Source organism: Nostoc sp. CCY 9925 (assembly GCF_963920935.1).
Classification (GTDB): Bacteria; Cyanobacteriota; Cyanobacteriia; order Cyanobacteriales; family Nostocaceae; genus Nostoc.
On sequence record NZ_CAWUDO010000103.1, the window covers coordinates 1 to 25,085 of the forward strand.

Below are 25,085 nucleotides of genomic sequence, written 5' to 3' on the forward strand. Positions count from 1 at the left end.
CTCAGTATTTACTTATCTTTACATAGTTTAGTTTTTTCGCGCCGACTTACTTAGTCGGTATTATGGTAAGTTCCAGCCAGAGAATTTGGTGTTTAATGCTAACCTGCAAGAATTTTCTCAAAAAATTACTTATATCACTTGTCTACAAACAGGTGGAAAATTATCTACTGAAGAAGCTTACGAGCAAATTAAGGTGCTTTGGAAACAACTGAAACATAGCAAAAAGGAACTAGCTATTGGTGTGAATAAAGATGTTTAAAGTTTTAAGAATTTTTAGGATATTTTCGATACATTTCATAAATAAAATTATCGAATTTTATCAAAAATCTTAAAAAAGTAAACAATTAATATTACCGTCAAGGGTTTCCAGATGGAGTGAATCAGTTTCTGGAGGCTAAATCAGGAATGGGTTTAATAGACCTCTTGCAAAAGTTACTTTTGCAAGAGGGGGGAAAGGGAAAAGGTTAAAGGGAAAAGGGTTTTTATGAGCCGCTTTCCCCTTTACCCCTTACCCTTTTCCCCACTTCTGCAAGAAGTCTAATGACAATAGGTGCGTTGGCTATGGTTTTGCGTTGTCAGCAGCGATCGCACTTTAGCATTCACCAAAACACCTAATTATAATTAAAACAGTGATCCCCACGACAAAGCAGCTTTAATCGGGTAATCCTAAAGCATCGAAAATCTGGTGACTGGCTGGCCGATTTGACAAAATTTTTGGTAAAAAATCCGAAAAGCAATTAACTAAACTTGTAGTTGATGATGCGATCCATCCGAATGTATAGTAACTTTTTGCAATTCAGTAGGGTATCTTCTCCGAAACACTCTTCGTATTGCACATCATCAACAAGCGCCATCAACTTTTTTGAACAGGAGTTATGCTATGACGCCGCGACTGACTCAAGAGGAATTAGCACAAATAGTCACTGAAGTCGAAAGTCTGCAAACGCGTCGAGAAGCAGAATTAGACCAACAGCAGGTTAAAGAAATTTTACAGGAGATGAATTTACCGCCAGAGTTACTAGATGAGGCACTAATTCAGTTGAGTCGTCGCCAAGTACTCTCAGTGCAGCAACGCCGGAATCGATGGATTACCTCTGGAGTGGTGGCACTCTTAGCGGTAGTGAGTGCATCTACAATATTCGTGATGCAGCAACATAATTCTGCACTTGCTCGTGTTTCTGCTCAACAAGACCAGATCGCTTTGGCAAAAAGTAATAGTGGCAATTTAGAAACAATTTCCCGCCAAGCCAATGCAGAAGTTTTTTATCGTGTCATATTGAAGGATGCACCTTTGGGTAAAAAACTGGCTCTCTCTTGTAATTGGATTGACCCGAACGGTCAAATTGTCAAGCAAAACAGCTATCAAACCCGCGAAATTAATACTTCTGTTTGGAATACTCAGTGTCGCCATACGATTAATTCAGCTGCTAAGGTTGGCAAATGGCAGGTGCAAATGTTTTTGGAAGGCCGTCAAATTAGCGATGAAACCTTTCAAGTAAACTAGTACAGCACGGCGTAAATAAACCACCCATTCTAAATCAACGAAACGCTGGTGTTGTATTAATTTTGAATTTTGAATTTTGAATTTTGAATTCCGCCTTGCGGTACTAGTCCAATATGGGCAACATCCCACATCATTTTCTTGGGTATTGGGGTTACGGCGTTCAACATCAGTTGCAAGCGCTATTAACTAATGTTTTGGAAAACCTCTCTCCTCCAAGGGGAGAAGCTTTGAATTTTTACCAAGCAGAGAATGGGTTAGGTCTGGTTTTGAAAGATGAGATAAAAAGTCAGTTCTCTCAACAAAAAAATTATCTTTTTCCTGTTTGGAATGTTGTTTATATAGGACTGGATAGAAATTATTCACTGTTAAAAAATCAAATTGCTGGTGTTTCGGTGTCAGGAATATTCAGTTCGCCTGATGCTTGGGTAAGTCTGGAGGAAAATAATTGCCTAATTTTGGGCAGAGAACCTTTCGGAAAAGTGCCTTTGTATTGGACTGTGCAAGGACAAGTAATCTGGTTTGCAACCCAACTGCAACTACTCTTACCGATTTTGCAACAACGAGATGTTAGCATTCCTGGCTTATATGGCTATAGCTGTTTTTCCTATGTTCCGACACCTTTAACTCCTGTGACTGGAGTGTTTGCAGTGACCGCAGGGACTGAATTGATTTGGCAGAGCGATCGCAATTTAGGTATCCTGCAAACACCTAAATCTCAAAATATCAATTCCTGGCGGCAAGCCCCAGAACAGCTAACAGATGAAGCTACGGCAATTAGCGAATTACAAATCCTCCTGAAAAATTCCATTGAGCAACAAATTGCTGATTTAAAGGATGAACCTGTGGGGGTATTTCTTTCTGGCGGACTTGATTCTTCTGTGGTGGCGGCGCTGCTGGTGCAAGCAGGGGTAAAAGTTCGCGCTTACACTTTGGATTTTGGTAGTGCAGGCATTCCTGAATATCCCTACGCCGAACAAGTCGCCCAATTTCTGAAAATTCCTTTAGTAAAAGTAGCAGCGACGCCAAATCAGATCAAAAATGCTTTCATTCCGACGGTGGAAGCATTGGATTTACCTTTTGGAGATGGGGTATGTGTGCCGTTGTATCTCCTATCTCAAAGGGCTAGCGAAGAAACTCGCGTCATTTTTAATGGGGAAGGTGGAGATCAATTATTTGCTGGTTGGACGAATAAACCTTTAATTGCCGCAGGTGTTTATCAGTCAGAAAATCCAGCCAAAGACGAAACTTTTATCCAGCAATATCTCCGCACTTTTCACCGACTTTGGGGATACGAATCTCAAGTTTATCAGCCAGAAATCTATGCTCAGATACAGAATTTGCATCCTGAAGATTGGCTGTTGGCAGCTCTCGATGCTACTGAGTGCCCATCTTTGCTGCATCGCCTCCGCCGTGCTAGTTTGATGCTCAAAGGAGCGCAGAATATCCATCCCCGTGCTACTGCTTTGGGCTTGGCTCATGGATTGTGGGTGCGATCGCCTTTTTGTAATCTAGATTTAGCACAGTGGACATTCGGTTTGTCTGGAGAACTTTGCTTACAGGGAGCCTGTGAAAAATATATCCTCAAACGTGCTGTAGAAAATTGGCTACCGCCCGAAATTGTCTGGCGACAAAAGCGTGGTATGGGAGTTCCTTTAACTTCTTGGTGTCTAAATGATTTTTGGCATCAAATTGGTGTCTGGCTAAATCCAGAAATACTGGGCGCTAATAATCATTTCTATCCAGACATCGCCGCCCAAATTGTCGAAGGTAAATTGGCAGGAGCTATTCAAGGTCGTCGGATTGGTGAGATTCTCTGGTTACTTATTATGTGGCAACTTTGGCGATCGCACTTCTTAAATGAAAACTTCAGCAAACAATCTTGGAATCATCCGTTTTGGTTACCCCGTTGGCTATGGAAAAATTACAAAATAATTCGTAATTCGTAATACTTCTCTACGAGAGGCTGCGCCAACGACTGCGCTCAGTACAAGTTCGTAATTGATAGACGGAGCAACTCAGTTTAAATTATGGAGAGTCACAAATTTGATAACTTTCAAACTTCTCTTAGTCCGCCGTTTTGTTGGGAACAGGCGCAGGATTTAGTAAGTACTTACGGTTCTCCACTTTATGTTTATGATGGCGATCGCTTACGCCAAACTATTGAGTATATTACTCAAGCTGTCAGCTATCCTCGTACACAATTTCGCTTTGCCAGCGTCACTAATGGTAACATTGCGCTGTTAAAAATTTTTCGCTCTGCTCGCTGGGGACTCCACGCCAATACGCCAGGAGATATTTATCTGGGTTTACAAGCAGGATTCCATCCCAGCGAAATTGTCTACAGTGGTAGCAATTTAAACCGCGCAGAGATGATACAGGTTCTAAATTGGGGAGTCACAACTCTCAATTTAGATAGTCTGGATCAGTTGCGGTTGTGTTGCCAAATCTTAACTGACGGTACAACTTCCCCTCTGCCTCTCTGCCCCCCTGCCCCCCTGCCTCCCCGCCTGGGTTTACGTTTGAATTTGCCGGAAATTACCGGAGATAGCCGCATTGGTGTGCGTCCTGAGGAATTTGATGGGGCGATCGCTTTGACTGGTGAGGTTGGACTAAAGTTGAGTGGTTTACACTTCTATCGGGGGACGGGAACTAATGCTACAGCAGCTTTCACCGAGGTAATTGATCAGGTAATTGCTACAGCACAACTGTTACCAGATTGGGAATATCTCGATTTTGGTGGTGGCTTTGGCTATCCCTATCATCACAAGAAAGTAGGGTTTGATTGGGAAATATTTGGGGCTGAGCTAAGCCAGAGAATTGGGCGTTTAGGAAAGAAAATTGATTTAGTAATTGAACCGGGACGAGCTGCGATCGCTGGATGTGCAACTTTGCTTGCTCAAGTTGTTTCTGTAAAATGGCAAAAAGACAAACAAATTCTCGGAGTTGATACCACCGTTGCTAATCTTTCAGTACCTTCAGTACACGGCGGCTACCGAGAAATAGTTACTTGGAAAACAGGACAAGGGGAAACAACAGGATGGCGAAATAAGGAGAAAGACTTATTGCAAGTTGTCCCCCTGTCACCTTGTCCCCTTGTCCCCTTGTCCCCTTGTCTCCCTACTCCCCACTCCCTATTTACAACTGATGTTTGTGGTAACACAACTTACTCCAGAGATTATCTAGGGAAAAATTGCCAACTCCCAGCATTAGAAATTGGTGATGTTATTGCCATTTTAGATGTGGGTGCTTATGGCTATGCTATGTCATCTCACTTTTTACACCGCCCTAAACCTGCGGAAGTTTTGTTAGAAAATGACAGACATCGCCTAATTCGCCAACGGGAAGATTACAATGTTCTGCTGGCAAATCAGGTGTTGGATAACTAACAATTTACTACTAACATCGAAAAAAAATTATGAAGTGTATTAAATGTGGAACTGATAATAAATTAAAAGACCGGACAGCTAATAAAGGTCGGTGTGTAAAATGCAATCATCCGTTTGCTTTTGAACCGACGAGTATGGGAAAAGCTAAGATTACAGACCCGATGTTCGCAAAAGTTTTATCCGAGATTTCTGGGAATAACAGCTTATTTTTTACACCAAAGCAATTATTCTATTTTTTAAATTTGCGTCTTGGAAGTAAGTCATTCGCTTCAGTATTTAGTTCGTTATTTGTATATTTATTCTGGAGTCTGGTGATAGGTTTCGGGTTGGCTAATTTCACTAGTGGGAATCAAGAAATAGTTGCCTTGGCACTGTTTATTTTTAATTCATTTTATATTTTTAATATTTTTCAGAATAGTGATTCTCAGAAACTTAACCCCAAAATCCGTAGAGCCAATGCCAGAGTTTTACAAATTATCGGAATTATCATTCTTGGTGGAGGAATTTCTGCCAGCATATTGGTGATAACTTCCTTCTATGCATTTACCTTGAGCGTCATCATGGGAATGGTGTCAATATACTTGGGAACTCAACAACTACAAAACCCCGGACTATCAACACAGGAATTCTTATTTTCTCAAAACGAGTTTGAAAATTGGGTAAATCGGTGGCGACAAATTAATGGTTTAATTATCAAAATCCTTCCTTCACCACGCGAAGACAATACTCTCACTACATTTAATCCTGATGTTACTGCTTACAGTTTTGATAGGTTAGTCGTTTGCGATCGCGCCACCATTGCTCAACTCTTAATCGCTAATAATTTTCATTTTGAAAATAACTGTGCAATTCTCAGCATCACTGGTTATCCTCAAGGTATTTTTGAAACTATGATGCAAATGCTACGTCGCAATCCCGATTTGAAAGTCTATGCACTCCATGATTGCAGTCCCCAAGGAATCAGTTTAGTTCACCATCTACGCACTAGCCCTAAATGGTTCCAAGATAACAATATTGCAATTATTGACATCGGAATAACACCACGTCAAATTATTGCTGCTAAGGGGAGAATGTTTATTCAATATTCTCCAGAATCGGCACAAGCAGCTAAAAAATTAACAGGAGAAATTCGTCAAAATTTATCTGCTGAGGAAATAGAATTTTTAGAATCTGGAAAGTTTGTAGAATTGGAATCTTTCACTCCTCAAAAACTAATTCAAATTTTGCAAAAGGGTATTGCTGGTAATCAAAATATCGAAAGTGATGATAGTGGCTTGTTTTTAGCAGGCGATACAGGAAATGATATGTACGTCGTTCAAAGTTTTGGTTAATAGGTTAACCTTGCCCTTTTAACAGCCGGAGGCTGCCTTTTACTCTGCGATTGATTTGGTGATGAAGATTTTTAACTCTAACCGCGATCGCCGGAAATTATGGTATGCTCTGGAAGACTTGAAAAATTTTTCATATCAATAATCATTCAAGCCATACCAAGGGTGAATGATGAACTCTAAAAATGTATCGTCTCCAGACTTTTGCGCCAGTCAACTCAAAGTTTTAGCAGATACGACACGTCTATCTGTGCTGAAAATTCTCATGGAAGGCCCGAAACACGTCGGAGAACTGAATGCTGTCTTGAAGCTAGAGCAGAGTTTGTTATCCCACCATTTAAAAATTTTGCGGGAAGCAGGTTTTGTGGAGGCGACACGAGATGGCAAGGCAGTGCTTTATCATTTTGTACCGACAATTCGACAGGGCAACACTGGTAAAGCAATTGATTTAGGCTGTTGTCTGCTCTCTTTTGAATAAAAATTTAGACGCAATTTTTCAATGAAAAGACTCAAAACCCCAGCATTTATTACTGTCGGTTTCACAATTTGCTTGGGACTAGCATCTTGTACGCAACCTTCAAAAACAGCTACTCAACCAACCAATCAATTACAGGGAAAGTTAGTTTTAACCGGCTCTAGTACAGTAGCACCCTTGGCAGCAGAAATTGGTAAGCAATTTGAATCACAGCATCCTAACGTGCGAGTGGATGTGCAAACAGGAGGTTCATCTCGCGGTATAGCTGATGCGCGTACAGGCGTTGCCAATATTGGGATGGCATCTCGTAGTCTCAAAGACGAAGAAAAAGACTTACAAGCTTTTGCGATCGCCCGCGACGGCATTGGTATTATTGTGCATAAAGAAAATCCCGTAAAATCCCTGTTAAATCAACAAGTTATCGATATCTACACGGGTAAGATTAACAACTGGCAACAAGTTAGCGGCAAAAATGCACCGATTACGGTTGTCAATAAAGCCGAGGGACGTTCTACCCTCGAATTGTTTCTTGCTTACTTCAAACTTAAGAATAGCGATATCAAATCATCGGTTGTCATTGGGGACAATCAGCAGGGCATTAAGACAGTAGCAGGTAATCCTAACGCCATTGGTTATGTATCAATTGGTACTGCTGAATTTAGTATCAACAACGGCGATCCTATCAAGTTATTGCCCCTGAATGGAATCGCGGCTACTACAGAGAATGTCAAGAATGGCACGTTTCCGCTTTCCCGTCCCTTGAATTTGGTTACTAAAACCCAGCCGCAAGGTTTAGATAAAGCATTTATCGAGTTTGCACAGTCGCCACAAGTCTATGACATTGTTAAAAAACAAGATTTTGTCCCCGTCTCAAAGTGATATCGTTCTTTTGTGGATATTACGGTTATTGGCTCTAATAACAGGTATTATTGTTGTCTTAATTACCGTATTCTTACTACTCGAAGCATTGCCGATACTGCGACAGGTAGGATGGTTGCGTTTTGTCAACGATCCGTCTTGGCATCCAGTTCAAGGATTCTATAACCTGATGCCGATGCTGTGGGGAAGTCTGCTGGTGACACTCGGTTCTGTGCTGTTGGCTGCACCTTTAGGAATTGGCTCAGCAATATTTTGTCAGTATTATGCTCCTCCTGTGCTTGGGGGATTTTATCGGCAGTTAATTGAGTTACTTGCAGGCATTCCTTCTGTAGTTTACGGGTTCTGGGGTTTAGTCGTCCTCGTGCCACTGATTGGCAAACTCCAACCACCAGGAGCTAGTCTACTAGCGGGAATTGCTATTTTGACATTAATGATTCTGCCAACGATCGCCTTAACAGCACAAGCCAGTTTTTCTGAAGTCCCAACTGAGTATCTACAAGGTGCAGCAGCCTTGGGAATTTCTCGCTGGGCAACAATTAGAAATGTTGTTTTAGTTGCTGCAAAATCTGGTATATTTACTGGTTTGATTTTAGGAACAGGACGCGCCATTGGGGAAACGATGGCAGTGTTGATGGTTTGTGGCAATGTCGTAAAAACACCCACAAGCTTATTCGATCCCGTTCGTACCCTCACCGCCAATATTGCTTTAGAAATGGCTTATGCCACAGGAAATCACCGTTCAGCACTGTTTGTCAGTGGCTTGTTGCTGATGGTAGCGATCGCCATCTTAGTAGCCGTTGCCGAAGCTATCGGCCGGAGAAACATTTATGGGTAAAAAATCCCTGCCACTACCTACCCTTATCCTTTGGGCGATCGCTTTATTTATCACCAGCGTTTTCTGCTGGATTTTAGGCGATATCATCTGGCATGGTGTAGGGCAACTTTCCTGGGAATTTTTGACAACTGAACCTCAAAATGCGGGGCGCGAGGGGGGAATTGCGCCGATTTTGATTTCTACTTGCCTGATATTGGGGGTTTGTATGGCGGTTTCTCTCCCCCTTGGTGTTGGTACTGCGGTACTGTTAGCCGAGTTTACAACCACTGAAAGCGTATTTGGGCGTTTAGTGCGTCGCAGTTTGGATGTGTTGGCGGGAGTCCCATCTATTGTTTTTGGCTTGTTTGGCAATGCCTTTTTCTCGATTAAGTTGGGATTGGGCTTTTCGATTTTGTCTGGTGGGTTGACTTTGGCTTGTATGGTGTTGCCAATCCTGATTCGTTCCACAGAAGCAGGAATTCAGGCTGTTTCGGCTGATTATCGATTAGGGGCTGCTGCTTTGGGATTATCACGCACCAGCACATTAGGAAAACTGCTATTACCAGCAGCGACACCGGGGTTAGTTGTGGGTTTGGTGCTGGGAATTGGTAGAGCGATCGCCGAGACAGCTGCACTGATTTTTACCAGTGGTTATGTAGATCGAATGCCAGAGTCATTACTAGATTCGGGGCGATCGCTATCGGTTCATATTTTCGATTTATCAATGAATGTGGCTGGCGGGGATACTAACGCCTACGCCTCTGCCTTGGTGTTGTTGATTCTATTGTTGCTGATAAATGGTATAGCAACGTGGACAGCCCAATTTTGGTTAGCTAGGAGGATTATATCTTCATGAGAAAATCGCAACTTACACAAAATTCTCGGTTATCTCTGCCTTCAATGCAAACCGAGCGACTGAGTTTATATTACGGGAAAAAAGCTGCTTTTACAGACGTAACCATCTTCATTCAGGCAGGTAAGATTACTGCACTAGTGGGGCCTTCTGGCTGTGGCAAAACCAGTTTTTTAAGTTGTCTCAATCGCTTAACTGATTTAATCCCTCATACCAAAGTTACGGGAAGCATTCGCTTAGATGGTTTAGAAATTCTCAATCATCGGATAGATGCAATCCCCTTACGTCGGCGCGTGGGTACAATCTTTCAAAAGCCCAATCCTTTCCCCTTCTCAATTTGGAAGAATTTAGCATTTCCCCTACAAGAACATGGCATTAAAAACCGCGAAAAACTTGATTGGCTGATTGAAACCACGCTTCAAGATGTCGGACTGTGGAACGAAGTCAAGGATCGACTTCATACCTCTGCCTTATCTTTATCTGGCGGACAAAAGCAGCGTTTGTGTATTGCCCGTGCTTTAGTTCTGCAACCAGAAGTTTTATTATTTGATGAACCCTGTAGCGCCCTAGATCCGATTTCTAGCGGCGTAGTTGAAGATTTAATTGCTAGTTTGCGAGGACGTTACACAGTGGTAATTGTCACCCACAACCTCGCACAAGCTAGACGCATCGGCGATTACGCTGCCCTGTTTTGGGTACAAGCAGAAGTGGGAAGATTAGTTGAGTATGGTACAGTCGAACAAATTTTTACTTCACCGCAGCACGATTTGACGGCTGCCTATGTGAATGGTATTCGCGGTTAGTCTTTAGTCCGTATCTACACAAATAAGTTCAAAAATCAAGGTTGATTACTGTAGCCTCTCCTATTTATTCAATTTGTTGATTTAACCAAGTTTCTAAATCAGAAATAGCTGAAAAATCTAACAACGCCTCTCCTAACTCTTCCAATTGTTCAATAGATAATCTTTGAACTCGCTCAATATTAGATGAATTAATCTCACCAAGACGCCGATTTAGTTGACGTATAATTAAACGCTGTTCGCTTTGTTGTATAGCTTGTTCCCGGTCTTGTTGATAAAGTGGTTGTAACCGCATAATTAATTCCCGATCGCCTTCTTCTAAATTTTGATTAACTCGCAAGTTTTGCCGCAAGTTATAAAGTAATTCTAGCGTTGCTTTGCGAAATGGATGATTTGATGGTAGTGCTTCTAATTCATCTATTGCTTGTTTTTGTACTGTTCCTCTACCGAGAATTCTCAACCACAGAGTTTCTTGGGTAATCGGTAACTGGTGAATAGCAACGATCGCTGTCCGCAAATACTCTGCTATAAAATGTATTCCAGGCATCCAGTCTGGTTTTTGACTTGCACCAAATCCTGACAGCAGTGGTGTGGATGCTGTTGGAGTCAGTATCCATAATTTGGGAAGTTCTAATTCTAGAATGGGAGTTTTATTGCGATTTGCTTGGCGTTGTAATGCACCCCTTACTTCTAATAATTTCAACAGACAATCACAAATTTCTTCTTTGGATGCAGCGTTACGGAATGGTTCAAAAATAGCTGCTGTAGCTGCAAATCTTCCTAATAATCCTAGTGTTTCTAATTGACTGCTTTGTTTTGCCAGAGGAGAAAATAAAATATCGATTTCTCGAACTTCTCCCGCCACACGACTAGAACCTTGCACCTGCCCATAAGGTTTGAGTAATTCTTCCAAATAATCTTTAGCAAATTGGTCATGAATAAATCTAGTCATCTAATCTCATTTTCTGGTAATAAGTAGGTAGGTATGATTAAATATAAGATGTCATTGCGAGCGAAGCGAAGCAATGACACAACATATTATATTCATTTACGCCCATCTACTTACCGAAAGTCTACTTTTTATTTACCTGCAACCAAATCTCTAAACTTACCAATAACCAAAGCTTAACACCATAACGTCCCCAAATATCACCTTTATAATCTAGCCAGTTATTTAGTAATGACTGATTGAAGTAAGGCGCGATCGCACTTTTTTTGTCTAACAATAATTTCCTCGCTTCCCGTTGCCAATACTTCCGAAATCCCAACTGTACAGGTACCATCATCCCACTTTTGGGACGATGAATAATTGCTTCTGGTAAAATATCAGCAACGGCTTGTTTGAGTACTGCTTTTTCTTCTACTCCTGAAAGTTTATATTCTGGTGGAATTTGCATACTCAAGTCAACAACTCGCTGGTCAAAAAGTGGCGATCGCCCATGTAAATCTGCTGCTTGAGTTAAGTTATTTACTTTTGTCAAAATTTGGTCGGCTCCCTTAAATTTAATATTCAGTGCCATTAATCGATTTAAGTAACTAGCATCAGAATTTAAATCAGGCGAAAATACAGATGGTTCTGTTTTGACTGCTGTCCAAACTTCTGGTTTAAAAAGTTGCGGCAAGTCTAATGCACATTTTTGAAAAGCAATTAAATATGCTTGCAATGAATCTTGATTATTGATTGAGCCATATAAACTATTAATTAACATCGGTTGATTTTTCGGGCCGCCAAAACATGGGTCGCCACCTTCACCATTGAGGATAACTTGCACATGTTCTCGCGCCATTTTTCCTAATAGAAAATTTGGTACTGTCAGCGGATCGCCAATCGGATCGTCGAGATACACCATTGTTTCTGGTAGCTGTTCCCACATATCTTTAAAAGTAATTTCGAGAATGTGGTGTTGAGTTTGACAATGTTCGGCTACCAAACTCGAAAACTCTAATTCATTGGGACATTGGGCGCCAAAATGAATTGAGTAAGTATGCACTGGTGAATGATGAAACTTTGCTGCTAAAGCGGTGATGCTGCTAGAGTCCAAACCGCCAGAAAGGAAAACACCAACAGGTGCATTTTGCGGTAAATATTCTTGAACAATTTGATTTAGCAGAGAACGCAAGCGATCGCCATGCCATACTAAAGATTCATTCTCCCCTGTTATCTGCTGTTGCAATTCCCAGTAAGGATAAACTTTGTTTGCAGGCATTTCGATAACAGTTCCCGGACGCACTTCTCGCACTTGTTCCCAAAGTGTGCGTTCTCCGGGTACAAAGGCGCAGCAGAGGTAATCCCGCAACGCTACCAAATCGACATCGGTTGAACGATACAATGTAAGCGATCGCATTTTTGGCGCGATGGCGCGAATTGCACCAGCAGTAGTGTAATACAGAGTCCGGCTACCAATGCGATCGCGTCCCAGCCATAATACTTGCTGTTGACGATCCCAAACTACTAACCCAAACGTCCCCTCCAACAATTTCAGACATTCACAACCAAACTTTTCCCAAAGTTCAGCAATCAATTGACAATTGTTTGTAGAAAAACTTTTTGCATCAACTTTCAATTTTTGCAGCAACTCTAGCCGATTACTTAACCACACATCGCCAACCACTACGAATTGTTCTGTATAACTGAGTGCAAATTGTTCTGTAGTTAATGCAGAAATTACAGCAAACTTGTTATCTCGCCAGACTACATCTGCTGTTAGATTATTCAATGTTCCCCAAACAACATGCCAACTAGAGGGAATTTCTATAGATGAAATAGTAGATTTATAATTTTTGAATATATTGAATAGCATATTAATAATTTATGTGCGATGCCTACGGCGGTAAACTATGCACTAATTTTCCAGCGTCCAATCTTCAAACTGCAACCCAAGTACGCGGGAAAAATCCTGACTTTTCACGGTATCTGGAAAACCCCGCTTCCATTCCTCTCCCCTGCAAGGAGAGAGGCTTTGATTTCTCCCCCTTCCCTAGTAGGGAAGGGGGCTGGGGGGTTAGGTTTTGCGTTAGCTTTTCCACATGACGTGAAAAGTCAGGAGAAAAATCACGCTGATTCCGCGTTACCAAAATTCCATTAATAACAATTGCAATTGACGCTATTCGTAAATCTTGAGTACCAATACGAACTTTTTGCCGTTTTAGTTCTGTGTAACAATTTATAGCTTTTTCATCAAAATCAAGTATTTGAATTATGTTAAAAAATTGTAATCCTTGCCGCAATCCTAAATAGCCCCTTCTTTGGCTTCAACTAATACTGAATAGCTAACTTTTGATAGTGAATTGTCTGTATTTTTCAGCAAATTACTAGTCATAAAATACCTTTTGTCATTAGTTATTGGTAATTTGTTATTAGCTATTCTTCCCCAGTCTCTTACCCCCCCAGCTTCAAACTTCTTTCCATCAGCATTTGAAGTTCGACATTCTCAACATTTGGTATTGCTTCCAACCGAGAAATTCCAGCGATCGCATCGACAATATTACCTGATTGGGAACGCAACCAAGCTGCGTTAGGTGCATAGTCAAGACTTTGCTCTACCTTGTAACCCGATCGATTGATGGCTTCGTGCTGAGATTCGACATCAACGCCTTTAGCAAAACGAATAAAAACCAATCCAGTTGGTACAGCAGGGGAACCATTGGGTTCTAGTGTATAAATCGGACTCAATGTATTTTTTTGTGATTGATTGGGTTCACCAGGAAAAATAGCGATCGCTCCTTCGTTGAGTTGTACAATTGCTCCTGGAGCCACAGTACTGGGTTGGTTGTAATGTATTGCATAGTACCCAGGCTGGCGAGTGTAGGATACAGCAGAGCCATCGCTGCCAACACGAATTTGTTGGGGATACTCAGAAAAGTAATCTTTTTGGAATCTCACTTCAGCAATCGGGGGTAGAGAATATATCGTCAGAAAATACTCAGCTGGAAAATAAATCATCTTTCTGAAGTTCTAATGATGTTATAGCGTTTTTTAGTGGCATGAAATACAAATCTTTCGTAGAACTCTACAAATAATGTAGATGTCCACTAATAGTGAAGATTCGTAAATTAACCTGACTTTCAATCCCTTCTTTTCTGGAAAGAAGAATTCAAGACTTGTATGAAGTTAGAGAGATTAAATTCTGTTTAAGCTATATCTTTTCTCTGCCCTAATCCAGATATAACACATGAAAATTGATCAGGGAGATGGAAAGGCAGGGGGCAGGGAGCAGAGGGGAAAGAAGTAATTCTTCATCCTCCCCCTTGCCCCCTGCCCCCCAGCCTCTTCCCATGCCCCACAACCAATATAGGAGATTTAATTATGGTTCAAGTTCGCTATGGTGGTGAAAATGGTCAACGTTATGAACTTGCTATTAGTGATGAACACATTGTAGTTCGTACCGAAAACCGTAGCCCTTTGCTCGGTCAAAGACCGTTTGAAGTCGCGCCTGTGTCTGTGGCAGCTCGTAGCATCCTTAATCAATTCGAGTTAACAGCGCGGTTTCGACAAGCGGGTGTAGAAATTCTGCGTGCGAAAGTTCCGACTCAGGCGTTAGCTCTGCGCGATCGCGCCAGGGCAATTCTCAATGAAGAACCTAAAGTTGAATTCGCGGGACGTGTTCTCGTCGATCCCAGATCCCAAGAACCTGTAATCTATACCGAAAACCTCTTCGTTAAATTCGATAATCGCCAAGATTCAGCAGCGTGTGAGGAAGTTTTAGGACGTTACAACTTAACAATCAAACGCAAACTTGAGTATGCCCGCAATGCTTATTTTGTCAGCGCACCTGCCAATACTGGTTTAGCCATCTTTGACATTGCCGAGAGACTTCTCAATGAGCAATCAGTTGAGTTGTGTCATCCCGAACTAGTGCGTGAATTACGCCCACGTCAGGCTTTCCCTCAGCAGTGGCATCTCAAGCAAACAACAATTAATGGTAAAGTTATCAACGCCCATGCCAACGTTGAAGCAGCTTGGAAATTGACCGATGGCACAGGAGCGACTATTGCAATTATTGACGACGGCGTGGATCTCGATCATGAAGAATTCCGTTCCTCTGAAAAAATTGTTGCTCCGCGTGATGTCACACGTAAAACTAACGATCCCAGGCCAGGAAACGATGATAATCACGGTACAGCCTGTGCCGGAGTAGCTTGTGCAAACGGTAACTTTGGTGCATCTGGTGTCGCGCCCGGAGCAAAACTGATGCCAATTCGTTTAGCTTCGGCGCTGGGATCGCAGAACGAAGCCGATGCCTTTGTTTGGGCGGCTCAAAACGGTGCTGATGTCATATCTTGTAGCTGGGGTCCCGCAGACGGTGTTTGGTTTGAGCCAAACGATCCTGTACACAACCAAAAAGTGCCTCTACCTGACTCTACAAGACTAGCCATCGATTTTGCAATTAATAAAGGACGTAACGGCAAAGGCTGTGTAATTTTGTTCGCTGCTGGTAATGGTAACGAAAGCGTAGATAACGATGGCTACGCCAGCTACCAAAATGTGATTGCTGTGGCAGCTTGTAACGACTTCGGCACAAGAAGCGCTTATAGCGACTTTGGTCAAGCTGTGTGGTGCGCCTTCCCTAGCAACAATGGTGACAGATCTCAAACTTCTGGAATTTGGACAACCGATCGCTCTGGTGCAGTTGGCTATAACCCTGGTAATCTGAATTTGGGTGATACCCCAGGCCACTACACAAATGAATTTGGTGGAACTTCTAGCGCTTGTCCGGGTGCAGCTGGTGTAGCTGCCTTAATCATTGCCAGAAACCCAAATCTGCGTTGGGACGAAGTGCGAGATATCATTAAACGTTCCTGCGATCGCATCGATCCAGCCGGAGGTAGATATGATGCTAACGGTCGCAGTACCTTCTACGGTTACGGTCGAATCAATGCTTTCAAGGCTGTGGAATTGGCCAAGCCAAATCAAGAATTACCCCTGGGCATATTCCAAGCAGTGCAAGATGTACCAATTGGCGACTTGCAAACATCAAAATTATCATTGGCGATCGCTAATACCAACCTGGTAAAATCCATCAAAGTTACTGTAGACATCGAGCATACTTACATTGCTGACCTCGTAGTTACTCTCAACCCCCCAGCGTCAACAGGTGTATCTCCGATAATTCTCCACGATCGCCTGGGTGGTTCTTCAGATAACATTAAAACAACCTATGACGAAGTGAACACCCCTAAACTTGCTGCCTTTAAAGGTAAAAGTCCCCAAGGAACCTGGACGCTAGAAGTAGCAGATAAAGCTAACCTAGATACAGGAAAGATTCGCAGCTTCACCATAGAAATTGGATTTTAAGCCAATACCCTTGAGTTAAAGATAATTCTAAGCCCAAAACCCTCATGTAGAGACGCGATTCATCGCGTCTTCTAATTGTTGGAATGCCGATGGTGCTGGATTATTTGCCAGCTGCTGGCGTATAACCTCAGCACACGCACCCGGACTTAACAACGAGGTATCGACTTCAAGGTCATAGATGCCAGGGATGTGGACTTCACGTTGCCATAACTCAACCGGACCTGGCACTGGGGAGTCCGCTGTACTTCCCACGTTCCACCCCGTGTTTTGTCGTCTTTCCATAATTATCTCAATCGGGCAACGAACGCCTACAAACAAGACTGGCAATCCGTTTAAACGCCGAGCGCTATCGATTAGAATGCCCCGTTTCATTGCGTATGCGTCATGGTGTCCGACATCAACCACAACATTCAGTCCTAAGCGGCTGTGGGCGGCGATGGATTCATACATGGCGCTGTAAAGAATGGGAACCAGGAATTCGATGTCTTGGCGTTCTCCCCCTGGCCGCAGACCGATACCAGGCAGGTATCGTGCAGGAGTCATTTGCATAAACCTATCGACGCCCAAGTTCATCCATACGCCATCAAACGTTTCCTGAATCGCTTCGACAATGCTTGACTTCCCCGATCGCGGCGTACCATTCAAGATGATAATCTGTCCTAGCTCCTGTGTGTGTTCCACGCGATCGCTCCTCGTATCCTTTTCTTGTAGAGGCGTAGCAGTGCTACGTCTCTACATTGTTTGCATCGCGGCGTCAATTAACTTTGGGTTACAGCCTCTTTCGCCAAAAACTTCTCTAATTCCGTCAGCGCATCAGCATCAACTTTAGTTTGCATTGGGCAGAACTTGGGGCCGCACATGGAACAAAACTCAGCAGTTTTATAAATGTCTGCTGGCAGAGTTTCATCATGATATTCCTTAGCTCTTTCCGGGTCGAGTGCTAATTCAAACTGACGGTTCCAATCGAAGTTGTAACGGGCTTGGGAAAGTTCATCGTCTCTATCTCTTGCACCAGGGCGATGTCTAGCAATATCCGCTGCGTGGGCTGCGATTTTGTAGGCAATCAACCCATTTCGCACATCTTCAGCATTTGGTAACCCCAAATGTTCTTTAGGCGTTACATAGCACAACATTGCTGTACCGTACCACCCTGCCATCGCTGCCCCGATCGCTGAAGTAATATGATCGTAGCCAGGAGCAATGTCTGTTACCAATGGCCCCAACACATAGAAAGGTGCTTCAGAACACTCTTCCATTTGCTTGCGGACGTTGAACTCAATTTGATCCATTGGCACATGTCCAGGCCCTTCCACCATCACCTGTACATCATCTTCCCAAGCTTTGCGAGTTAGCTGTCCCAAGGTTTTCAATTCAGCCAATTGTGCTGCATCTGAGGCATCATGGGTGCAGCCAGGACGCAGGGAATCTCCTAAACTGAAAGAGACATCGTATCTTTTGAAAATCTCAATAATGTCCCGGAAGTGGGTATAAAGGGGGTTTTGTTTGTGGTGATGTAGCATCCACCGTGCCAGAATACCGCCACCGCGAGAAACAATACCAGTGATACGGTCTCTCACCAAGGGCAAATGTTCAATCAAAATCCCGGCGTGAATGGTTTGGTAATCTACCCCTTGCTGGGCGTGTTTTTCAATGATGTGGAGAAAGTCATCAGCAGTCAGCTTTTCAATTGTGCCGTGGACACTTTCTAAAGCTTGATAAACTGGCACTGTACCAATGGGAACTGGCGAAGCCTTGATAATGGCGGTGCGGATTTCATCCAAATTACCGCCACCCGTAGACAAATCCATTACAGTATCAGCACCGTACTTCACCGCCAGATTCAGCTTATCCACTTCTTCTTGAAGATTAGAAGAGTTGGGAGAAGCGCCGATATTAGCATTTACCTTACATTTGGAGGCGATGCCAATAGCCATTGGCTCTAGGTTAGTGTGATTAATATTAGCCGGGATAATCATTCGTCCCCGTGCTACTTCCTCACGAATGAGGTCAGCTGGGAGATTTTCCCGTTGGGCAACGTAGTGCATTTCTTCGGTGATAACACCTTGGCGTGCATAATGCATTTGAGAGACATTACTCTGCCCACGCCGCTTAGCAACCCATTCTGTTCGCATATTGAATTCCTCGATAAACAGCTTCCCTCCGCTGGTATTACCCAGACTCAGGTGTTAAGGGTGTGATCTCAGCCCGATTATGTAGGCACCCCTAGCATGGTTGTTGATTGTAGCACCTTGGGTATGCTTGCGAGCAAAAGCGTTAACAATTCCTGAGGTGATAATGTAGAAGACAGGAGGTATAAGGCAGCACTTCTCTACGAGACGCTGCGCGAAGGACTACCCCCTTCGGCTACGCTCAGGCTAAACTCAGTGACCAGGCAGAAGGGAAAAGCCAGTTTTTATCGAGGTTTTAAACTTTTGTATTTTATTATGTCCACTTACTTACAATTTTGGATTTTAGCTTTTAAGCCTGTTGCCCATTGCTCATTGCCTGTTTTCTGCTTCATTATCCACAGGACTTACGCAAAATTATGAAAAAACGTAGACGCGGAGCGGCTTGCCGCAGGCTACCACAAAGGACACAAAGAACACAAAGAAATAAGAGTTTCAGAGAGTTTTTGCGTAAGTCCTAATCCATTACAAATATGGATTGATGCACTTAAGATCCTCACAGCCAAAACCTTGAGTCATCATTGCAGATAGCTGTTGAGAAACTTGACTATCGAGGTTTAATTCTCGCATGATTTCGTCATAGGCTTGTCCTTGGGCTACCCGCTTGGCCATTTGCTCAAACTCTAGCCAGGTCAAATCGCTCTCAACAAATGCTTTAGCAAGGGTAATTACTAATTCTTCGTAATCATTATCTTCTATTTTTGTCATCATTCGGTGTTCAATGTGAAGCGAATCATCAAAACAGTAATACCAGGATTTTGGTTGCTGCTTAACTACCCTTCGGAAAAAATCCTGTTGTTTGGAGCGACTAACAGCAGTATCCGCCTCACTACATACCATTAAACTAGGAGCACAAACACAGCTTTGAGCCTTTTCTAAAACCTCCTCTCCTAATTCAAGAAATATCCGTAATGCCTTGAGACAAAAACCTTTGTAACCAAAATTGCCAGGTGCGTCTTTGTTGAACCATTCAAAGTAAATTGGTAGGATTTCGATCAGGCGATCAAATAGTGAGTAACGGCTACCCAAAAAAGGGGTGAATAATAAAGTCCGGTCAATCTCCAGGGGATGCTCTAAACCTAACCAAGCGGCTAAAGTCCCACCTGATGATAATCCACCAATTACAACTTGTTCTCCTAATGTTTTTGCAATCTGCAACCATTCGAGGAGAAATTGTTGATATATCTGAATATCTGTTGGTAGTGGTGGAGGATTTTGACGGCTGAAGTTGCCTGAGCGCCCATGACCGGGTTGTAAAGGAATTAAAACGTTATATCCTTTGTTAAATAAGGCTTTACCAAGTGGCTCAAACTGGTAAGGGCCTGCTGTAAAACCATGCAAAAACAAAAAAACTTTCGATGTGAATTCAGGCTGAATCAAAAATTTAGAACGACAGGCTTCATTTTTGAGACCCACTGTCGATTCTAATTGGTGAACTTGCTCCAAGATTTCTGCTGTTTTTTGAATGCCAATTTTCATTTATCGCTAAACCACAAGCTTTTGTAAACAACACAACCAGCGCAGAAATTCAAAAGTCTGGTCAAATGTTCATCATAGCAAGGTAAATGAAAGTCTTGGTTATTTGCGATAATCTAGCACTCACGAGTTTAAAGAGGATGGTTGTTTTGAGTGTGTTAGTGCTTAAATTAGTAGACAATTTACGCAAATGAAAAAGCAAAAGCTGATTTTACTTAGGGAAAACACTTAAATGAAAAAGCAAAAGTGACTTTCACTTCAGAAAAACACTAAAATGAGAAAGCAAAAGCTGATTTTCCTTGAGGAAAACACCTAAATGAGAAAGCAAATTGGGGTTTGAGAAAGCAAAAGTTACTTTTACTTCAGGAAAACACTAAAATGAGCAAGCAAACTGTTATTTGAGAAAGCATTTCCAGAAAACGAGAAAGCAATTAAGTATTTTACTTATTGAATTTGACTGTAATTTATGTTTTTGATGAAATAACTAAGTATGGCGCATCAGTGTAGAGGCGATCGCCAAGCATAACTGAGATGCAATAATCTATTAAGCTAATATAGGAATCATATTTGATTTCTGAAAATATTTCAGTAGGGTGTGTTATGCCGTAGGCTAACGCACCATCCGAATATTCTGGTGCGTTACGGAAGCCGTAACACACCCTACATATACTAAGTATGGCGCATCAGTGTAGAGGCGATCGCCAAGCATAACTGAGATGGAATAATCTATTAAGCTAATAATAGGAATCATATTTGATTTCTGAAAATATTTCAGTAGGGTGTGTTATGCCGTAGGCTAACGCACCATCCGAATATTCTGGTGCGTTACTTAGATTTTTTCATAAATCAAATACTAGTCCTATAGTGCGATCGTATTCTATTCATAAGGTGCGTTGCACAAATCTTTTTGACTTACATTTTTCCAGGTTTTTTAAGCAGGTAGAGATAATAGAGCGATCGCCTGCTTTTATAAAAACTCTAAATGATTGTGCATTTTTTGAGAATCTATTATTTCCCAAATTAATATTAACCATGCTGCTGCTTCTTTAGTTTTTGTTGCAACAGCGATGGATTTTGGTCTTGGAGTTGGCGAGCAAATTCTTCATCAACTGCAATTTGTTGCCGAATTTCTTCTTGGCGTTCGTGATAATAGGCTAAGGCTGCATAAACATCAGCTAGGCTAATACTAGGATGATGATAAAGAATTTCATCAGGTGACATTCCCATCTGTTCGTGCCAGATAACAATATCCTGAACTCTAATGCGATGTCCTGCAATCCTGGGCTGACCTCCACAGACCCTAGGAGTAATTTCGATGTGTTCTTTGATGATAGGGATTAACATGATATTTTTTAGTAAGAGTTATATTCTTAATTATCTAAAATATCCTGGTTATCTTACTTAAGATACAGGCGATCGCGTTTGTATTATTGACAATAACCTAGATTTGAGGTGTTTAGCTGAGTCGTTAATTTCTGGTACATTTTATGATAGAGTTAGCCTTGTCAACGTAGGTAAAATTGTTGACAAATAATCCTTTAGGCAGTGTCAAGATAAGGAGAAGAGTAATAACTTCTAACTCCCAATTCTTAACTTCTAACTTAGCACTCTTGCAAAACAGAGAGCGCACAGAGAAAAGCAAAGATTCAATGAGCCAGTTTGACTTACTTCTGCAACACAAGCGTATTTGATGGCTAAATCAATTGTTTCAACAAAACGACTCAGCAAACAGTTCATCCGCTGGTTGCTGGAAGAAGATAGACGAAAGCGGCAAGGGCCTTTCCCCAAGGAAGAATCGCATCGCCAGCATCCTTGGTGGCAGGTGATGTGCCTGACTGGTGTAGATTATTTCTCGACTCTGGGCTATCAACCTGGAATTGCAGCACTGGCAGCTGGCGCTCTTTCTCCTGTGGCGACGCTGATTCTAGTTTTGCTGACGCTGTTTGGCGCATTGCCCATTTATCGGCGTATTGCTGCCGAAAGCAATCATGGCGAAGGGTCGATCGCTATGTTAGAACGTTTGCTCTCTTGGTGGCAAGGCAAATTACTTGTGCTGTGCCTACTCGGCTTTGTGGCAACAGACTTTATTATTACCATTACTCTGTCGGCTGCTGATGCTACAGCCCATATTATCGAAAATCCCTTAGCTGCAAATTGGCTTCACGATCAGCCGATCGCTATTACTTTAATATTAATTGCACTACTAGGTGCAGTTTTCTTGAGAGGTTTCAAAGAAGCCATCGGCATTGCAGTGTTTTTGGTGGGAGTTTATCTGCTGTTAAATTTTATTGTGGTTAGCGTTGGTGCGTATCAGATTCTAACTCATCCAGAAGCGATCGCTAACTGGCAAACTGCCTTATTTGCCCGCAATTCTAATCCTTTACTACTCATCGGTTTAGCTCTTTTGGTATTTCCTAAGTTAGCACTGGGATTGTCAGGCTTTGAAACTGGCGTCACGGTTATGCCCCTTGTCAAAGGTAGCAGCAACGACACTCCCCAGTATCCCAGAGCCAGGATTCAGAATACACGCAAGCTGCTGACTACTGCTGCTGTGATTATGAGCTTCTTTTTGCTCACCACCAGTTTTATAACGATTCTCCTGATTGCCCCGCCAGAATTTGCACAGGGAGGCAAAGCCAACGGACGCGCCTTGGCTTATTTAGCACATCTTTATTTAGGCAATAGCTTTGGCACAATTTACGATTTAAGCACGATTTCCATTTTGTGGTTTGCTGGTGCATCGGCTATGGCAGGGTTATTAAATATTGTGCCTCGTTACTTGCCACGCTATGGCATGGCACCAAATTGGGCACGAGTCAGCCGACCTTTAGTTTTAGTCTATACAGCGATCGCTTTTATTGTCACAATAATCTTCCGAGCAAATGTAGAAGCTCAAGGTGGGGCTTACGCAACTGGTGTCTTGGTGTTAATTACCTCAGCCGCCTTTGCTGTCACCTTATCAGCTCACCGTCACAGACAAAAGCACGCAACCCTCGTCTTTGGAATTATTACAGTGTTGTTTGTGTACACCACTGTTGTTAATATCATCGAAAGACCAGAAGGGATTCGGATTGCTGGATGTTTTATCGGTGCGATCATTTTCACTTCCTTGATTTCTCGCGTTTGGCGTTCAACTGAATTGCGAGCTGAGCGAATTGAAATTGATGATAATGCTCGTGAGTTCATTGCCGAAGAAAGCCAAGGGGCAATACGAATAATTGCTAATCGCTTGAATACAGGTGATGTCCTAGAGTATTTTTTAAAAGAGAAAGAGGTGCGTGAGGACAATCATATTCCAGATGACGATCCAATTCTCTTTTTAGAAATTATGGTGTCAGATGCTTCGGAATTTGCCGATGTGATTAAAGTAGAAGGGCTACAAGTTGGTGATTACCGCATCCTGCGTGCCCACAGTGCCGCAGTACCCAATGCGATCGCAGCTTTATTATTGTATATTCGTGATCAAACAGGTAAGATTCCCCATGCTTACTTCGGCTGGGTGGAGGGAAACCCCATACAATACTTACTGCGTTTTATTCTATTTGGTGAAGGTGATATTGCTGTCCTCACCCGTGAAGTATTGCGTCGCGCTGAAAAAGATCCCGAAAGGCGCCCTGGCGTCCACGTTGGAGGATGAGGGAAGAGGGAAAAGGCAATAGGCAACTAATACCTTTTCTTATTGCCTATTGCCCGTTCCCTATTGCCTATTTACTAAAAGCATCCTTGATGTTATCAACAGTGCGTTCAACAACATTTTTGGTATCGTCTATTGCTTTCTGTGTACGAGCTGCATCTTCGTCTGCTCTTTTCTCGATTCGAGCTGCATCTCTTTGTGCTTTGCGCCCAACAAAGCTACCGTTATCTGTTGCGTCGTCTACTTTATTGGCATTGCTGTTTGCTGCATCCTTTAGCTTGTCTCGTGTATCTTGAACGAAACCCTTGGTGTTTCTAGCATCTTCACGAGCTTTGCTTTTAGCATCATCAGCATCAACAGATGCAATTAAGTTTGTTGCAGGATTCGCCATTGCTGAGGTGTTCACAATAAATGCACCATGCCAAATAAAAGCGATCGCTGATACACAAAACAATGTTGTAGCTATCCAACGTCCGACAGTGGAAAGCCCTTTTGTAAAATAATTCAGTTTCATAGAACACAATGTCCGTTTGCTTTTGTTCTTTATATTTACTCCATCTGACTCATGAGCCAAATCAATCCTCAGGTAGAGGTTCTATCATCATAAGTTGTTAAAAAAGTTCGCTCTTTTAATAGATTGAAATGGTACTTAGTTAAGCCTAAAGTTGATAGGAGAACATCTCAAACTTATGCTATATTTTGTTGTCATTGCAAATTATCTAATTGACTTTTATAAATTTCTGGCGTGTTAATATCTAATAATACAGAGGAATGATTAAATTCTACTTGGCAAATTATAGGATAAAATTCTTGGATAATTTGGCGTAAACCGAGAGTTTCTTCTCGAATATTTTGTAAGTGCGATCGCATTTGATTATTAAACAACAATGGATGCCCCATTTTCCCTTGATAAGTAGGTGCAGTAATCGAGGCTGAATTGTCTTGGTGTGCGACAAGTAATGTTTGGTAAATCTCTAATTTTCTCGGTTGGTCAACTGCGGAAATTGCCAACACTTCAAAGTCTTGAGGAACATGTTGTAATCCTGTGAGAAGAGAGGTTGTTTTACCTGCATTGCTATCAGGATTAATTACAGTTAAACTTCCAGGTGGACAATCTTTTTGTTTTTGACTATTGTGTAAACCTAGCACTACCACAGGGATAAAACCTAAACTTAACCACTGTTCTAGTTGATAAGTTAATAATGTTTTACCTGCACCCCAAGGTAGTGAAGTTTTACAAGTACCCATGCGGGTAGATTTTCCGGCTGCGAGGACAATAGCAAAGTTCACAAATAAAATATAATAACAATTTGAAAAAAGAATGCGGCAGATACATACTCCCAAACCCTTGTTTTGTCTGGCTTTATTAATTTTGAATTTTGAATTGGTATAAGACTCCTATTTTATAGCCGTAGTCACACAGGTTAGGACATTTTGAAAGCATGGAAGCTAGGA

Annotated in this window: 21 protein-coding genes, 1 pseudogene and 1 riboswitch; of the genes and pseudogenes, 12 read left to right on the top strand and 10 right to left on the bottom strand. The window is 42.2% G+C overall.

The genetic code is table 11. The features are described 5' to 3' along the window. Positions 1–55: 55 nt before the first annotated feature. The 10 genes and pseudogenes from ACM0OY_RS32700 to ACM0OY_RS32745 form a co-directional block, all read left to right on the top strand. Positions 56–259 (top strand): annotated as a pseudogene (locus ACM0OY_RS32700) (hypothetical protein); the annotation flags it as partial. A 621-nt stretch (positions 260–880) separates the two neighbouring features. Then, on the top strand, positions 881–1,504 hold the full coding sequence (locus tag ACM0OY_RS32705; RefSeq protein WP_414572926.1) for a DUF3859 domain-containing protein: 624 nt from the start codon (positions 881–883) through the stop codon (positions 1,502–1,504). 113 nt (positions 1,505–1,617) lie between these two features. Continuing rightward, positions 1,618–3,450 (top strand): asparagine synthetase B family protein, encoded by a 1,833-nt coding sequence (locus ACM0OY_RS32710; protein ID WP_414572927.1) that lies wholly within the window; start codon positions 1,618–1,620, stop codon positions 3,448–3,450. Positions 3,451–3,531: 81 nt separating this feature from the next. Next, entirely contained in the window at positions 3,532–4,890 is a 1,359-nt protein-coding gene (locus tag ACM0OY_RS32715; protein WP_414572928.1) for a diaminopimelate decarboxylase family protein, read from the top strand. A 29-nt stretch (positions 4,891–4,919) separates the two neighbouring features. Further along, a complete protein-coding gene (locus ACM0OY_RS32720; RefSeq protein ID WP_414572929.1) occupies positions 4,920–6,221 on the top strand; it encodes a hypothetical protein in 1,302 nt (433 codons plus the stop codon). A gap of 169 nt (positions 6,222–6,390) precedes the next feature. Then, positions 6,391–6,696 (top strand): ArsR/SmtB family transcription factor, encoded by a 306-nt coding sequence (locus ACM0OY_RS32725; RefSeq protein ID WP_414572930.1) that lies wholly within the window; start codon positions 6,391–6,393, stop codon positions 6,694–6,696. A 21-nt stretch (positions 6,697–6,717) separates the two neighbouring features. Then, a complete protein-coding gene (locus ACM0OY_RS32730) occupies positions 6,718–7,572 on the top strand; it encodes a phosphate ABC transporter substrate-binding protein (protein WP_414572931.1) in 855 nt (284 codons plus the stop codon). Further along, positions 7,529–8,407: a phosphate ABC transporter permease subunit PstC gene (pstC, locus tag ACM0OY_RS32735; RefSeq protein ID WP_414572932.1), complete on the top strand. Its 879-nt coding sequence runs from the start codon at positions 7,529–7,531 to the stop codon at positions 8,405–8,407. Before ACM0OY_RS32730 ends, pstC begins: the two co-directional genes overlap by 44 nt. After that, complete coding sequence (gene pstA, locus ACM0OY_RS32740; protein ID WP_414572933.1) at positions 8,400–9,242, top strand: phosphate ABC transporter permease PstA; 843 nt, start codon at positions 8,400–8,402, stop codon at positions 9,240–9,242. Before pstC ends, pstA begins: the two co-directional genes overlap by 8 nt. Further along, a complete protein-coding gene (locus ACM0OY_RS32745) occupies positions 9,239–10,042 on the top strand; it encodes a phosphate ABC transporter ATP-binding protein (RefSeq protein ID WP_414572934.1) in 804 nt (267 codons plus the stop codon). The genes pstA and ACM0OY_RS32745 overlap by 4 nt, the downstream gene beginning before the upstream one ends. Positions 10,043–10,106: 64 nt before the next feature. Here the strand turns inward: ACM0OY_RS32745 and ACM0OY_RS32750 are convergent, their stop codons facing one another. The 3 genes from ACM0OY_RS32750 to ACM0OY_RS32760 all read right to left on the bottom strand — a co-directional run bounded on the left by ACM0OY_RS32750 (position 10,107) and on the right by ACM0OY_RS32760 (position 13,982). Then, the gene (locus ACM0OY_RS32750; RefSeq protein ID WP_414572935.1) at positions 10,107–10,991 is read right to left on the bottom strand and encodes a DUF4351 domain-containing protein; all 885 of its coding nucleotides are present in this window, start codon (positions 10,989–10,991) and stop codon (positions 10,107–10,109) included. Positions 10,992–11,112: 121 nt separating this feature from the next. Further along, positions 11,113–12,840 carry an asparagine synthetase B family protein gene (locus tag ACM0OY_RS32755; protein ID WP_414572936.1) on the bottom strand — a complete coding sequence of 576 codons (1,728 nt, stop codon included), beginning with the start codon at positions 12,838–12,840 and terminating at the stop codon, positions 11,113–11,115. 578 nt (positions 12,841–13,418) lie between these two features. Beyond that, positions 13,419–13,982, bottom strand: coding sequence for a hypothetical protein (locus tag ACM0OY_RS32760; RefSeq protein WP_414572937.1), 564 nt, complete (start codon positions 13,980–13,982; stop codon positions 13,419–13,421). Positions 13,983–14,345: 363 nt separating this feature from the next. On the opposite strand from ACM0OY_RS32760, the gene ACM0OY_RS32765 reads away from it, so the two are divergent. Further along, on the top strand, positions 14,346–16,334 hold the full coding sequence (locus ACM0OY_RS32765) for a S8 family serine peptidase (RefSeq protein ID WP_414572938.1): 1,989 nt from the start codon (positions 14,346–14,348) through the stop codon (positions 16,332–16,334). Positions 16,335–16,376: 42 nt separating this feature from the next. Here the strand turns inward: ACM0OY_RS32765 and ACM0OY_RS32770 are convergent, their stop codons facing one another. The 5 genes from ACM0OY_RS32770 to ACM0OY_RS32790 form a co-directional block, all read right to left on the bottom strand. Continuing rightward, positions 16,377–17,015 (bottom strand): chloramphenicol phosphotransferase CPT family protein, encoded by a 639-nt coding sequence (locus tag ACM0OY_RS32770; RefSeq protein ID WP_414572939.1) that lies wholly within the window; start codon positions 17,013–17,015, stop codon positions 16,377–16,379. Positions 17,016–17,092: 77 nt separating this feature from the next. Next, positions 17,093–18,466, bottom strand: coding sequence for a phosphomethylpyrimidine synthase (gene thiC / locus ACM0OY_RS32775; RefSeq protein WP_414572940.1), 1,374 nt, complete (start codon positions 18,464–18,466; stop codon positions 17,093–17,095). 6 nt (positions 18,467–18,472) lie between these two features. Next, a riboswitch (TPP riboswitch) is annotated at positions 18,473–18,569 on the bottom strand. 416 nt (positions 18,570–18,985) lie between these two features. Continuing rightward, positions 18,986–19,999 (bottom strand): alpha/beta hydrolase, encoded by a 1,014-nt coding sequence (locus ACM0OY_RS32780; RefSeq protein ID WP_414572941.1) that lies wholly within the window; start codon positions 19,997–19,999, stop codon positions 18,986–18,988. 607 nt (positions 20,000–20,606) lie between these two features. Continuing rightward, positions 20,607–20,747: a hypothetical protein gene (locus ACM0OY_RS32785; protein ID WP_414572942.1), complete on the bottom strand. Its 141-nt coding sequence runs from the start codon at positions 20,745–20,747 to the stop codon at positions 20,607–20,609. Positions 20,748–21,022: 275 nt separating this feature from the next. Further along, entirely contained in the window at positions 21,023–21,340 is a 318-nt protein-coding gene (locus ACM0OY_RS32790) for a DUF433 domain-containing protein (protein ID WP_414572943.1), read from the bottom strand. Positions 21,341–21,686: 346 nt separating this feature from the next. Here ACM0OY_RS32790 and ACM0OY_RS32795 point away from each other — a divergent pair, with 346 nt between their 5' ends. After that, positions 21,687–23,633, top strand: a complete 1,947-nt coding sequence (locus ACM0OY_RS32795) for an amino acid transporter (protein WP_414572944.1) — start codon at positions 21,687–21,689, stop codon at positions 23,631–23,633. Between the two features lie 67 nt (positions 23,634–23,700). On the opposite strand, the gene ACM0OY_RS32800 is transcribed toward ACM0OY_RS32795, so the two are convergent. Further along, positions 23,701–24,144 (bottom strand): hypothetical protein, encoded by a 444-nt coding sequence (locus tag ACM0OY_RS32800; RefSeq protein WP_414572945.1) that lies wholly within the window; start codon positions 24,142–24,144, stop codon positions 23,701–23,703. 191 nt (positions 24,145–24,335) lie between these two features. Further along, a complete protein-coding gene (locus ACM0OY_RS32805) occupies positions 24,336–24,920 on the bottom strand; it encodes a nucleotidyltransferase family protein (RefSeq protein WP_414572946.1) in 585 nt (194 codons plus the stop codon). Positions 24,921–25,085 lie beyond the last annotated feature (165 nt).

Excerpts from the sequence above, each read along its gene's own strand:
- ACM0OY_RS32705 (WP_414572926.1), top strand. The coding sequence starts at position 881 with ATGACGCCGCGACTGACTCAAGAGGAATTAGCACAAATAGTCACTGAA.
- ACM0OY_RS32710 (WP_414572927.1), top strand. The coding sequence starts at position 1,618 with ATGGGCAACATCCCACATCATTTTCTTGGGTATTGGGGTTACGGCGTT.
- ACM0OY_RS32715 (WP_414572928.1), top strand. The coding sequence starts at position 3,532 with ATGGAGAGTCACAAATTTGATAACTTTCAAACTTCTCTTAGTCCGCCG.
- ACM0OY_RS32720 (WP_414572929.1), top strand. The coding sequence starts at position 4,920 with ATGAAGTGTATTAAATGTGGAACTGATAATAAATTAAAAGACCGGACA.
- ACM0OY_RS32725 (WP_414572930.1), top strand. The coding sequence starts at position 6,391 with ATGAACTCTAAAAATGTATCGTCTCCAGACTTTTGCGCCAGTCAACTC.
- ACM0OY_RS32730 (WP_414572931.1), top strand. The coding sequence starts at position 6,718 with ATGAAAAGACTCAAAACCCCAGCATTTATTACTGTCGGTTTCACAATT.
- pstC (WP_414572932.1), top strand. The coding sequence starts at position 7,529 with ATGACATTGTTAAAAAACAAGATTTTGTCCCCGTCTCAAAGTGATATC.
- pstA (WP_414572933.1), top strand. The coding sequence starts at position 8,400 with ATGGGTAAAAAATCCCTGCCACTACCTACCCTTATCCTTTGGGCGATC.
- ACM0OY_RS32745 (WP_414572934.1), top strand. The coding sequence starts at position 9,239 with ATGAGAAAATCGCAACTTACACAAAATTCTCGGTTATCTCTGCCTTCA.
- ACM0OY_RS32750 (WP_414572935.1), bottom strand. The coding sequence starts at position 10,991 with ATGACTAGATTTATTCATGACCAATTTGCTAAAGATTATTTGGAAGAA.
- ACM0OY_RS32755 (WP_414572936.1), bottom strand. The coding sequence starts at position 12,840 with ATGCTATTCAATATATTCAAAAATTATAAATCTACTATTTCATCTATA.
- ACM0OY_RS32760 (WP_414572937.1), bottom strand. The coding sequence starts at position 13,982 with ATGATTTATTTTCCAGCTGAGTATTTTCTGACGATATATTCTCTACCC.
- ACM0OY_RS32765 (WP_414572938.1), top strand. The coding sequence starts at position 14,346 with ATGGTTCAAGTTCGCTATGGTGGTGAAAATGGTCAACGTTATGAACTT.
- thiC (WP_414572940.1), bottom strand. The coding sequence starts at position 18,466 with ATGCGAACAGAATGGGTTGCTAAGCGGCGTGGGCAGAGTAATGTCTCT.
- ACM0OY_RS32780 (WP_414572941.1), bottom strand. The coding sequence starts at position 19,999 with ATGAAAATTGGCATTCAAAAAACAGCAGAAATCTTGGAGCAAGTTCAC.
- ACM0OY_RS32785 (WP_414572942.1), bottom strand. The coding sequence starts at position 20,747 with ATGATTCCTATTATTAGCTTAATAGATTATTCCATCTCAGTTATGCTT.
- ACM0OY_RS32790 (WP_414572943.1), bottom strand. The coding sequence starts at position 21,340 with ATGTTAATCCCTATCATCAAAGAACACATCGAAATTACTCCTAGGGTC.
- ACM0OY_RS32795 (WP_414572944.1), top strand. The coding sequence starts at position 21,687 with ATGGCTAAATCAATTGTTTCAACAAAACGACTCAGCAAACAGTTCATC.
- ACM0OY_RS32800 (WP_414572945.1), bottom strand. The coding sequence starts at position 24,144 with ATGAAACTGAATTATTTTACAAAAGGGCTTTCCACTGTCGGACGTTGG.